The sequence below is a fragment of the Candidatus Brachybacter algidus genome (assembly GCF_016707225.1).
GTDB lineage: Bacteria > Bacteroidota > Bacteroidia > Chitinophagales > Saprospiraceae > Parvibacillus > Parvibacillus algidus.
The window spans coordinates 981,440-992,893 of sequence record NZ_JADJID010000002.1; the positions used below are offsets into that span (position 1 = coordinate 981,440).

The 11,454-nt window shown below is 39.8% G+C and carries 12 protein-coding genes and 1 pseudogene; 8 read left to right on the forward strand and 5 right to left on the reverse strand.

Translation table 11 applies throughout. The features are described from left to right. Nucleotides 1-67 precede the first annotated feature (67 nt). The 8 genes from rimP to IPI15_RS09865 all read left to right on the forward strand — a co-directional run bounded on the left by rimP (nt 68) and on the right by IPI15_RS09865 (nt 7,374). Nucleotides 68-541, forward strand: a complete 474-nt coding sequence (gene rimP, locus IPI15_RS09830; protein ID WP_287402112.1) for a ribosome maturation factor RimP — start codon at nt 68-70, stop codon at nt 539-541. Between the two features lie 23 nt (nt 542-564). Beyond that, nucleotides 565-1,803 (forward strand): transcription termination factor NusA, encoded by a 1,239-nt coding sequence (nusA, locus tag IPI15_RS09835; RefSeq protein WP_287402114.1) that lies wholly within the window; start codon nt 565-567, stop codon nt 1,801-1,803. A gap of 144 nt (nt 1,804-1,947) precedes the next feature. Beyond that, nucleotides 1,948-2,916 (forward strand): hypothetical protein, encoded by a 969-nt coding sequence (locus IPI15_RS20140; RefSeq protein WP_287420039.1) that lies wholly within the window; start codon nt 1,948-1,950, stop codon nt 2,914-2,916. Beyond that, nucleotides 2,810-4,849 carry a translation initiation factor IF-2 gene (gene infB / locus IPI15_RS09845; protein ID WP_287420041.1) on the forward strand — a complete coding sequence of 680 codons (2,040 nt, stop codon included), beginning with the start codon at nt 2,810-2,812 and terminating at the stop codon, nt 4,847-4,849. Before IPI15_RS20140 ends, infB begins: the two co-directional genes overlap by 107 nt. Before the next feature lie 209 nt (nt 4,850-5,058). Then, the gene (locus IPI15_RS09850; protein ID WP_287402120.1) at nt 5,059-5,202 is read left to right on the forward strand and encodes a hypothetical protein; all 144 of its coding nucleotides are present in this window, start codon (nt 5,059-5,061) and stop codon (nt 5,200-5,202) included. 111 nt (nt 5,203-5,313) lie between these two features. Then, nucleotides 5,314-6,072, forward strand: coding sequence for a TIGR02757 family protein (locus IPI15_RS09855; RefSeq protein ID WP_353738752.1), 759 nt, complete (start codon nt 5,314-5,316; stop codon nt 6,070-6,072). Between the two features lie 541 nt (nt 6,073-6,613). Continuing rightward, nucleotides 6,614-6,787, forward strand: coding sequence for a hypothetical protein (locus IPI15_RS09860; RefSeq protein WP_287420042.1), 174 nt, complete (start codon nt 6,614-6,616; stop codon nt 6,785-6,787). 275 nt (nt 6,788-7,062) lie between these two features. Further along, nucleotides 7,063-7,374, forward strand: a complete 312-nt coding sequence (locus tag IPI15_RS09865; protein ID WP_287420044.1) for a hypothetical protein — start codon at nt 7,063-7,065, stop codon at nt 7,372-7,374. Nucleotides 7,375-7,695: 321 nt separating this feature from the next. Here the strand turns inward: IPI15_RS09865 and IPI15_RS09870 are convergent, their stop codons facing one another. From IPI15_RS09870 to IPI15_RS09900, 5 genes and pseudogenes are all read right to left on the reverse strand, one after another. Beyond that, complete coding sequence (locus tag IPI15_RS09870) at nt 7,696-8,049, reverse strand: hypothetical protein (protein WP_287420046.1); 354 nt, start codon at nt 8,047-8,049, stop codon at nt 7,696-7,698. 118 nt (nt 8,050-8,167) lie between these two features. Beyond that, nucleotides 8,168-8,560, reverse strand: a complete 393-nt coding sequence (locus IPI15_RS09875; RefSeq protein ID WP_287420048.1) for a hypothetical protein — start codon at nt 8,558-8,560, stop codon at nt 8,168-8,170. A gap of 23 nt (nt 8,561-8,583) precedes the next feature. Beyond that, nucleotides 8,584-8,841, reverse strand: coding sequence for an acyl carrier protein (locus IPI15_RS09880; protein WP_287420049.1), 258 nt, complete (start codon nt 8,839-8,841; stop codon nt 8,584-8,586). A gap of 523 nt (nt 8,842-9,364) precedes the next feature. Continuing rightward, nucleotides 9,365-10,583 (reverse strand): annotated as a pseudogene (locus IPI15_RS19835) (beta-ketoacyl-[acyl-carrier-protein] synthase family protein). Nucleotides 10,584-10,748: 165 nt separating this feature from the next. Beyond that, on the reverse strand, nt 10,749-11,006 hold the full coding sequence (locus IPI15_RS09900) for a hypothetical protein (RefSeq protein ID WP_287420057.1): 258 nt from the start codon (nt 11,004-11,006) through the stop codon (nt 10,749-10,751). Between the last annotated feature and the right edge of the window lie 448 nt (nt 11,007-11,454).

Consider the following 11,454-nt stretch of genomic DNA (forward strand, 5'->3'; position numbering starts at 1 on the left):
TCTTTGTGCCAGAATTGGAAGAATAAATAATAGGGGGCGTCAGTTCCCTATTTTGTTTTAAGCAAGTATGGGTTTAGAAGAACAAATAATAAAGATCGTAGAAAAGTATTTTGAACTGGCAGACAGAAATGATTGTTTCGTAGTTGAGTTAGTGATGAAAACTAAAAAGCTGGAGATTTACATCGACAGCGATGATGCAATTGATTTCGGTATTTGTAGAAAAGTTAGCCGTGTAGTTGAAGAGTTTTTAGATGAAGGGAAGCAAATGGGAGAAGACTACACTTTGGAAGTTTCTTCACCAGGACTCAGCCGCCCATTAAGATTGCCAAGACAGTTTAAGAAGAATGTAGGCAGAGATATTACAGTTACATTGCCCGATTCGACCAAAATGACAGGTAAATTAGAAAATGCTACAGACAATGAATTTTTTCTGGCATACACTAAAGTGTGGAAAGAAGGAAAAAAGAAGAAAACCGAGGATGTAATAATGCCTTTAAAATATTCGGAAACGAATAAAGTAATGATAAATATCAAGTTTTAATTCAAATTTAGAATAGGAATATAATGAATTTAACAGAGACCTTTAAGGACTTCAAAGACGGAAAAAACATTGACAGACCGACCATGATGCGTGTGTTGGAAGATGTATTCAGGACTTTGATCAAAAAGAAATACGGATCTGACGATAACTTTGACGTCATCGTAAATACAAATACCGGTGACCTTGAATTATGGAGAAGAAGGACCATCGTTCCTGATGGTGAGGTGACAGATGAATTGACAGAGATCTCTATTACAGAAGCTTTGGAACTCGACTCAGACTATGAAGTAGAGGATGAATGTAATGAAAAGGTCGATACAGAAGAATTCGGAAGAAGAGCCGTGATGGCTGCCCGTCAGACGTTGGTTTCAAGAATTATGGAATTGGAGAAAGACGAAATATTCAAAAGATATGAGGACAGAATTGGTGACCTTATTACAGGTGAGATCAATCAGGTTCTAGGAAAAGAAGTTTTAGTTTTAGATGACGCTACAGGACAGGAATTGGTATTGCCAAAAACTGAAATGATCCGTGGTGATTTCTTCCGTAAAGGCGAGTCAACAAGAGGTGTGATCAAAAAAGTGGAAATGAGGAACAACCTTCCTGTGATTACATTAAGCAGGACTGAACCTATGTTTCTTGAGAAATTAATGGAGCAGGAAGTTCCTGAGATCGAAGATGGCTTGATCACAATCAAGAAAATTGTTAGAATTCCGGGTGAAAGAGCTAAGGTGGCTGTGGAATCCTATGACGACAGAATTGATCCGGTTGGTGCATGTGTCGGTATGAAAGGTAGCAGAATCCACGGCATTGTGAGAGAATTGCGCAATGAAAATATCGATATCGTGAACTTTACTAACAATATTGTGCTTTACATCCAAAGATCACTTACTCCGGCTAAGATCACTGACATTCAGATTTTCCCTGAAACGATGAGAGCCTCAGTTTATCTAAAACCTGATCAGGTATCACTTGCCATTGGCAAAAGTGGTTCAAATATAAAGTTAGCAACCAAATTGACCGGTTATGAGATCGATGTCTTCCGTGATACGGATGAAATGGAGATCGACGATGTCGAATTGGATGAATTCGCAGATGAGATCGATGGCTGGGTATTGGATGCCTTGAAAGGAATCGGATGTGATACCGCAAGAAGCGTGCTAAAGCTTACTGTTGAGGAACTCGTAAGAAGAGCGGATCTTGAAGAAGATACTGCAAGAGAAGTAATTAGAATTCTCGAAGCGGAATTGGAAGATGAATAGGATAGTGAGATATTAGGTATTGGTATTAAAAAGTTTTTTTGCCAATCTAATTTGTTTTAAATATAATAATATACTTTTGTGCAAAATTTCCTGTATGCATTGATATTATTGAGTAAAAAGTATATACAGGAATAAAAAGTTTGAATGGCTAAAAAGCAATTAATACAAGTAGTTAGAGAACTCAGTGTTGGGATGGATACCATCTACGATCATCTGGTAGCAAAAGGTTTCGAATTAGAAAAGAAACCTAATGCAAAATTGACAGATGATATGTACGATGCGGTACTCGTTGAATTCCAATCTGACCTGGCAATAAAGAACAAAGCAGAGCAAATGTCTTTGGGTCCTAAGCCTATGCCCAAAAAAGAGGAGAAAGTGGAACCGGTCGTCGTAGCCGTCAAACCAGTTGTCATCGCCCCACCTGTTGAAGAAATCATCAAAACTCCTGAACCGGTTAAGGAAGTTGTTGTCGAAGATCCTCCAAAAGAGGAACCTCGTAGAGAAGAGCATCGCCACGAACTTAAGGTGGTAGGCAAGATAGATCTTGATGACCTCAAAAGGAAGAAAAAACCTGTTGAGCCAAAGTCGGTGGAACCTGAACCTGAACCTGAACCAGTCAAAGCTGTCATCCAGGAAGAGGTAAAACCAATAGAACCTGAAATAAAGGAAGAAGTAGTTGAAGTCAAAACTTCAGTCCCAGAAGCAGCTTCAGACAACGTTCCTGAAGGACCTGCATCCACTGAATCCCGCACTGCAGGTGATGGTATGAATAGTGATGAAATGTTCAGGGCTAAATCTCCAACACTCAAAGGACTTAAAATCTTAGGTAAGATCGATACCGAAAAGATGAATAAGCCTGTTCCTAAGAAAAAGGAAGATCCTAGAGGTACAAGACCAGGCCAACCAGGCACTCCAGCTAATGCTGCAGGTACTGGTACACCAGGTGAAAATCTTACAGAGGAGCAGAAACGTAAGCGTAAGCGTAAAACTCCTGTAAATACCGGTGGTGGAAATATGGGCCAATCTAATTCTAACTATAGAGGACCGGGCCAAGGACAAGGCCAGAATCCAAGGTGGACAAGGCCAGGGCAACTTCCGAAGAGGAGGACCTGAACCTGTTAAAGAAGTTTCTCAAAAGGAAATCGAAGATAAGATCAAGTCCACTATGGCTCGCTTGAATTCAGGTGGAAAAAACAAAAGATCTAAAGTAAGAAGAGATAAACGTGATGTACATCGCGAGAAAAGTGAAGCACTAGAACTGGCGCGTTCAACAGAAAAGATCCAGGTAACAGAATTTATTTCTGTTTCGGAACTTGCAAGTTTGATGAACGTACCGGCTATCCAAGTGATTACAACCTGTATGAATCTTGGTGTCATGGTGTCCATCAATCAAAGATTGGATGCAGAGATCATAGAGCTAGTAGCTTCAGAATTCGACCATGAAATAGAATTTATAAGTGCAGAAGATGATACTGACTTCGATGAGGAGGATATCGTTGATGCTGAAGAAAGCCTTGAGCCAAGAGCACCAATCATTACAGTGATGGGTCACGTGGATCACGGTAAGACTTCGCTCCTTGACTTTATCCGTAAAGCCAATGTAGCAAGTGGTGAAGCGGGTGGTATCACACAACACATCGGTGCTTATGAAGTTGTGATCAATGAGAAGAAGATCGTATTCCTCGATACACCGGGTCACGAAGCCTTTACGGCGATGAGAGCCAGGGGTGCTAAGATCACGGATGTCGCAGTCATCATCATAGCATCAGATGATAATATCATGCCACAAACGAAGGAGGCTATTTCGCATGCGCAGGCAGCGGGTGTTCCCATCATTTTTGCCATTAACAAGATAGATAAGCCGGGCGCTGATCCGGAAAAAATAAAAGGAGAGCTTGCTCAGATGAACTTATTGGTAGAAGACTGGGGTGGTAAATACCAATCACAGGATATATCTTCTAAAACCGGTGAGAACATCGAACAGTTACTCGAGAAAATCTTATTAGAAGCTGAAGTACTCGACTTAAAGGCAAATCCTAACAGGGTCTCTATAGGTACAGTTATTGAAGCATCTTTGGATAAAGGCCGAGGTTATGTGACCAAGATCCTTGTTCAGAATGGTACATTAAACCAAACGGATTACATCGTCGCAGGTGAATACTCCGGTCGTGTAAAAGCCATGTTCAATGAGCGTGGTAAAAAAGTAAAAACTGCAGGACCTTCTACACCAGTTCTTGTGCTTGGGCTTTCTGGAGCTCCACAAGCGGGTGAGAAATTCAAAGAATTTGAGAATGAAGGTGATGCAAGACAAATTGCAGCACGTAGAGCACAGATCAATCGTGAGCAAACAAATAGAGCGACACGTCGTATCAGTTTAGATGATATCGGACGTCGTTTGGCATTGGGTACATTCAAGGAATTGAATTTGATCGTGAAAGGGGATGTAGATGGTTCTATCGAAGCTTTGGCAGATTCATTGATCAAGTTGTCTGTAGAGACAGTTCAGGTCAATGTGATCCACAAAGCAGTAGGTCAGATCATCGAATCAGACGTCTTGTTGGCATCAGCTTCAGACGCCATCATCATTGGCTTCCAGGTACGTCCTTCATTGGGTGCAAGGAAAGCTGCCGAGAAAGAAGGTGTTCAGATCAAGAGTTATTCCATCATCTATGAAGCGATCAATGAGGTCAAAGCTGCGATGGAAGGTATGCTTGAGCCAACGAAGGAAGAAAAATTTGTTGGACAGGTTGCAGTGCGCGAAGTGTACAAGATCAGCAAGGTTGGTACGGTCATCGGAGGATATGTTGAAGAAGGCAAGATCACCAGAAACACATTCATCAGGGTGGTACGTGACGGTATCGTCGTCTTCCCTACGAAGGAGAATGTACATGGAGAGATCGCTACGCTGAAACGATTCAAGGATGATGTGAAGGAAGTCAAAGCAGGTTTTGAATGTGGTTTGACCATCAAGAATTTCAATGACATCAAAGAAGGTGACTCTATCGAAGGTTACGAAATCACGGAAGTGAAGCAGACGCTGTCGTAAGGTAGAGAATTTAATTCTAGAATATAGAAGCTGAAGTTAATTGAATTTGACTTCAGCTTTTTTTATTGGAGGAACTGAATAAAGTAGGGCTTCACGGATTCAAAACTAAATTTCGAATAGAATCGTTATCTTTACTTGATTGTAACTAGAATGGAAGAAATAATATTTGACATCAAAGAATCCCCTGAGGCGGTTATGAAGCAGCCGTATTGAATCAATCAATATTCACCGAGGCTGATGAATGGGATCAATTAAAATTAAATATAAAAGAAGCCGTAAGTTGTCATTTTGAAGATGAGGACCAAAAATCAATCAGGCTTCATTTTGTCAAAGATGAATTAATGACCGTATGAAACTTTCTCGTGACCAATTCTCCACCAACGCTGGCGCGAGTTTTTAACACGAGACATTTCTAAAGAAAAACTTTTTAATACTGCCTGAGTTAATCAAAAAATTTTATTCCTATCGAACTCAAGACCTATCTCGACTCTCTTGTCACCAAATACAACCACAACGGCTTCATACCCGATGATCCCATCTCCATACCAAAGAGATTCAGTTTAAAACAAGACATCGAGATCACTGCATTTTGGACAGCCATGCTTGCTTGGGGCAGACGTGCGACGATCATCAATAAGGCAACTGAACTCATAGATCTTATGGACGGAGCGCCGTATGATTTCATTTTAAATCACACAGAACAAGACAGGGCAAAGTTTCTCAAATTTAAACATCGAACTTTTCAAACAGATGATACGATCTATTTTCTGCATTTCCTTCAGAATTATTACAAAAAAAACGAATCACTTGAGTCAGCTTTTGTTGTTGAAAACATCGAAAATAGGGTAGAAGCCGGCATCACTAACTTCCATAATTTATTTACGGGAGATGAATTGATGCTGAGACGCACCGGGAAACATGTTTCCACTCCTGCCAGAAATACCGCCTGCAAAAGATTGAATATGTTTCTCCGTTGGATGGTGCGTTCTGATGAACAACAAGTTGATTTTGGCATCTGGAAACGATTGTCTATGGCTGATCTCATGATACCATTGGATGTGCACGTGAGCAGAGTGGCGCGCCAGTTGGGTCTACTTACACGTCCGCAGGATGACTGGAAGTCGGTGGTGGAATTAACTGAGAATCTGAGATTGCTGGATAAGGAAGATCCGGTAAGGTATGATTATGCGCTGTTTTCGATCGGGGTGAACAATGGACAATGAATAATGAACAATGAACAAGGAACAATGAACAATGAACAGTGAACAATGAGAGCTAGCTGAATCTCACTGATTGGACTGAAGGCGAATATTGCAGGGATTTGGTGATCGGGTGATCAGGTGATTTGATGATTTGAGTGATGGGTAATGAATTCGTGGAATTTTGAATTTATTATAAGATTAAAAGCTTCATTTTTTTCAGGATTTTGATCAGGTATTCTTAATGGCCTTAATTCCTTAATGTTTCAAGTAAAATAATAAAAAAAAGAGAAGGCGAGATTGTGAAAAGATGTGAAAATGACAATTTATAATCTTGAAGTTTTCCCGAATCCGAATATATATTCTTAATGAACTTAATTCCTTAATGGTATAAAAGTATGAATCGGTAGGATTTTTGAACGCAGATTCTCATGATTGTCAAGATCCGGATATGATTTGCTTATTGACCATCATTCCTTAACGGTTTACATATCAAGTCAAATTAAAAATTTTAAAAGAAAGGTAGGTTAATTAGTAAATTCGTCAAAATTTAAACCACAACATCATGCTATCCAAAACCCTGAAAATTTATCTTACCATTTTTGCTTGTTTATTCATTCTTAGTTCTTTCAATCATTCAGTTCCTCCCGCTGAAACAAGGCAAGTCATCAGGGTGAATTATGCAGATGATCCTGACGGTATAAAAGCTTTTCATACGATGAAGAATGTAATGTTATAATGTTTGTACAGTCAAAAGACACAACGATTTACACTTATTCTCCAAGGAAGATCTCCAAGAGATATTTAAATAATAAGGAACATTGGGACCGGGGTATTGACTTTGAGTTGATAAATTTGGAAGAATTGCTTCAGCGAATGTACTTGGCAATGGTGATACCATTATCAGTACAAGTAATTACACATATAATGATGAAGGTTATCTGACTAAATCAAAAGGGAAGTAATACAATCCAAAATATTACAATTACTGAATATGAATACAAAGATGGCAATATGGTATTAAGGAAAGAATCCAATGGCGAGGGACAAAATTCAGTACAACTTCTTTTGCGATTATTATTTGACAAAAATCTTGACCTAAACCTTTTTGTGCAGTCATTTTCTGATGAAATCCTATCTAAAAACAGGTTCGGAAAGATGAGCAGGAATCTTGTTAAAACTTCCTGCAATATCTCGATGGAAGGAGATACGATGTCCCATTTGAGCTACAATTATGGTGATCTTACTGATAAAAAGTCGATGAAGATGGTTGAGAAGGATGTGAATAATGATTTTGAAACGGAGATTACTTATCATTTTAAGTAGAGCAGTATTCCGGAGTTTCGCAAATAGAAGGAGTTTCAGGAAGGTGTTGGGTGAAAAAGGTTGTATCACAAAGTTTTACAAAGATATCACTAAGTTTCACAAAGATTCAATTGAGCAAGTATCACGGAGTTGCACAGAGATTACTCAGAGTTTCACAGAGATATAATTAATTGAAAGTTAGTTACTGAAAGATCGGAGCATTTGACTTTGGTCAAATCCCTTTGTGCAACTCAAAAATGCAAAACTGTGAATAGCACTCAAAAATCAATAAGAACTGCCGTATTATAATGACTTCAAAAATCTCTGTGAAACTCCGTGTTATCACCTTTCTCGCGCGAAGCGCCTACTTCCAGAAATTATAAAATTATACCACTGATGGGGATAATTGCTGGCCTTCTCTTCAAGATGCGTCACATAGTTGTCAAGTAGTTCCTGCGGTTTTTCACCCTGATGAGCCTCGCTGCAACTAAACTGATAGTGGTATTTCGAATCCTTCATAGCATACACAAAGGCGACTGGTGAACCAAGTCTTGAACCCATGTAAAAAGGTCCGAAAGGGAAGGTGGCTTCCTCTCCAAATAATACTGTTTTCAATGTGCGCATTCCTTCCATATATCTATCTGCATGCATACACACGAAGCCTCCGTTATCCAGTGCTTCCTTGATCTTGATCACAAAAGTGATGTCATCTGAAATGGGGATTATCGAAAAGATTTGCCAGTAGCATGTTTTTCCAATAAAGATTTAATCTGCTGCTGCTCATTATCGAGCATGACAATATGGATACTAGTGTCTATTCTGTAAAGGAGTTGTCCGCAATCTCCCAATTGCCCAGATGCGCACCCAAAAGTAAAGCGCCTTTCCTGCAAGCTAGTTCATGTAATTTTTGCTCATTGTCAAAATCGAAAGAGAGTTTCTTTCCTGCGCCCATGTAAGTTGCCAACTTGTCATCAGAGATTGCTCCAAATAGGTCGAAAGCCTTAAATCTATTGCTTAAGGAGGCAGGTTGTGGTAATTTAATTTTAGAAAAAAAGTGGATCAGACCTTCATTAGCCCTCTTTGAGAAAAAAAGGTAATAAACGGCGACAAATTTCAATAGAATATACGCACTGGATAGTCCGGCCTTTCTGATAAGCCAGAGGAAGATCGAAAACCAAGGGCATTTGCTTGTGATTTGCCGTTCCATTGGTCAGCCATAGATCAGCAGAATTATACGCCTACTTTTTGTTGCATGTGGTCATAAACGAAACCATGAAAATCATCAAAGGTCTTTAGTTTGGTAAATTCTTCACCAGCCATTTTAAAACCAAAGTTCCTTTCGATCAATACAACCAAATCTACAAAATCAAGGCTGTCAAGGCCCAAAGTTTCCTTAATACTAGCCTGAGGCGTTATAAGTGATTTATCAACTTCGAATTCTTCAGAAAGAAATGAATTGATTGAATCAATGATGTTAATCTTGTCCATGGGTCAAAGGTAAGTAATATTGTTTTATTCGTATTCAGAATATTTTTGTGGTGTGTATAACAAATTGCACGAAGACGAAAAAGAAATGACTAAGAGCATATAGATTCCTCGCTTCGCTCGGAATGACATTATGTCGATGGGATGAGGGGGCATAAAATGGGGTGCAGCCACCCATTTTATACCCCTCAGAACAAAAGATTCTGTCATTCCGACTGAAAGGAGGAATCTGCCAAATAAAAATCAACTACTTTATTCGCATCCATCTTTTATAAATTATTTATTAAAAAATATAACTTTTTGTGCAATTAGTTATACACACATTTTTGTGTAAGGGAAATGGGGGGAGAATTGTAGGGTATTAATTTTTGTGATGGAGTTTGTGGTAATAGTTCAACCCACTATCGGGGTTGGGAGGGTGGTGTTCGTATTCCCTGGTGTGCACCCGGGTTATGATATTCAAGCCCTCCGGGCTTGTTCTTGGTCGGATTCTATACATTATAATAATAATATTGCCTCAAACCATTTAACTCCCCTCCCATTTTTTCAATATCAGCGACGAATCCGTTCCTCCAAAACCGAAGCTGTTGGTAAGTACGTGGTTAGCTCTGCTTTTCGCATTTCTGTGACCAGATTGAGCTTTTCAGAATGTTCATCAGGATTACTAAAATTGATATTGGGAGCGATGAATCCATTATTCATCATTAATATCGAATAGATAGTCTCACTGCTTCCCGCCATCCAACATTCATGCCCCGTCATTGACTTGGTGCTGCTGGTAGGAACAGAATTGGGTCCAAAGACATGAGCGATTGCTTCTGCTTCTGCAGTATCACCTGCCGGAGTGCTCGTAGCGTGTGCATTGATGTAATCAATGTCCTCAGCTTTGAGGCCGGATTGATCGAAGGCCATCTGCAATGATCTCACTTGCCATCTATACTCGAACCGGAAATGTGTTCCCCATTAGATGAAAAGCCATATCCAACTATTTCTGCAAGGATATTTGCTCCTCTTGCGAATGCACTATCTAACGTCTCCAGTACAAGTGCTGCAGCTCCTCCCGCGGGTACAAGCCCATCCCGATCTTTATCAAATGGCCTGGAAGCTTTGGTTGGATCTTCATTGATCGAAAAAGTACCCAAGCCATCAAAGCTAGCGAATGCATAAATATTGACTTCTTGAGCACCGCCAACAAGGACCATTTTCCAAAGACCTTGCTTGAGCAAAAGATATGCCATGCCTATCGAATGAGAACCACTGGCACAGGCTGCACTTATAGTAAAATTCACACCTGTCAAAGCAAAAATGGTAGAAAGGTTCATATTGACCGTGCTGTTCATAGATTGAAAGATCGCGCCTGAACCAAGTAAAGTTGTCTTTTTTTTGTTTGACCAGCTCGATAGATTCATATACCGGTTTGACTGTGCTGTCATTGCCAAAGATGATGCCGCATTGCAATTCTTTGATTTGTTCCGGGTGTTACTTGGGCTTGCGAAATGCCTCTTTGGCAGCGACATATGCGAATTCTCCTTCCTCAGGCAACATGATGCGTGCCCTTCTGTCCAATTGGGATTTAAGATCAGGTCCGGGCACCAGTCCAACTAAACCCGATCTGTAACCAAAATCTTTTCTTTCTTGATCAAATACGATGCCACTGCGGCCATTCATCAAAGAATCTAATACAGCCTCCTTATTCAGACCGATAAGGAATAAACCCCCATACCTGTTATTACCACCCGATTCATATGTATTTCGATTTTGACAAATTTAGTAAAATATTGAATTTAATTTATTGCTTTTCGCCATTTTTGCCTCATCCCATAGTGCGTCCATCGCCTCCAAACTCATTTCGGCCAAAGGTTGTGTCGCTTTTTCTTCAATGCATTCAAATCTGCTCTTGAACTTATTGTTTACTTTTGGAAGTGCTTGTTCCGGGTCATGTTATTAAACCTGGCATAATTGATCAACGAAAACATAACATCACCAAATTCTTCAATCTTCCTATCCTGAGGAGCCCTTAGGATTTCCATCACTTCATGAAGCTCATCCATTTCTTCCTGAACCTTTAACCAAACATCTTCTGATTTCTCCCATTCAAAGCCGACCTGAGCTGCTTTGTCCTGCATTCGATATGCTTTGATGACGGCGGTCAAGGATTGGAACGCCACCCAGCACTGATTTTTCCTTCGAGAGTTTTATCTGCTCCCAGTTGCGTTTTACCTCTGCTTCATCCGCTATTTAGGTCTCCATATATAAGGAGGATGACGTCGCTTCAATTTTTCAATTTGGGTGACATCATGTCTGAAAGCGTCAATTTGCCTCAGATGCAATTTTATAGAATAAAGAATGCAATAACACATCACCAAGTTCTTCTTTCAAATTGTCCTAATCTTCCAGCGCAATGCTTCAGTTAAGTTCGCACACTTCTTCCACGTAAGATTACTCAGGGTCTGAATCGTCTGCTTTTTATCCCAGGGACATTCGGCTCGGAGCGTGTCCATGACAATGACCAGATCATTAAATATTTCTTTGTGTTCCAAGTGTTGAGGTATTTATATGTTTTAGCTACAAAATTAGGAAATTAGAATTTTAAAATTAGAGTTAGAAGTCAGAAAT

Coding starts and splice junctions, on each gene's coding strand:
- rimP (WP_287402112.1), top strand. CDS start 68: ATGGGTTTAGAAGAACAAATAATAAAGATCGTAGAAAAGTATTTTGAA.
- nusA (WP_287402114.1), top strand. CDS start 565: ATGAATTTAACAGAGACCTTTAAGGACTTCAAAGACGGAAAAAACATT.
- IPI15_RS20140 (WP_287420039.1), top strand. CDS start 1,948: ATGGCTAAAAAGCAATTAATACAAGTAGTTAGAGAACTCAGTGTTGGG.
- IPI15_RS09860 (WP_287420042.1), top strand. CDS start 6,614: ATGCTATCCAAAACCCTGAAAATTTATCTTACCATTTTTGCTTGTTTA.
- IPI15_RS09865 (WP_287420044.1), top strand. CDS start 7,063: ATGGTATTAAGGAAAGAATCCAATGGCGAGGGACAAAATTCAGTACAA.
- IPI15_RS09875 (WP_287420048.1), bottom strand. CDS start 8,560: ATGGAACGGCAAATCACAAGCAAATGCCCTTGGTTTTCGATCTTCCTC.
- IPI15_RS09880 (WP_287420049.1), bottom strand. CDS start 8,841: ATGGACAAGATTAACATCATTGATTCAATCAATTCATTTCTTTCTGAA.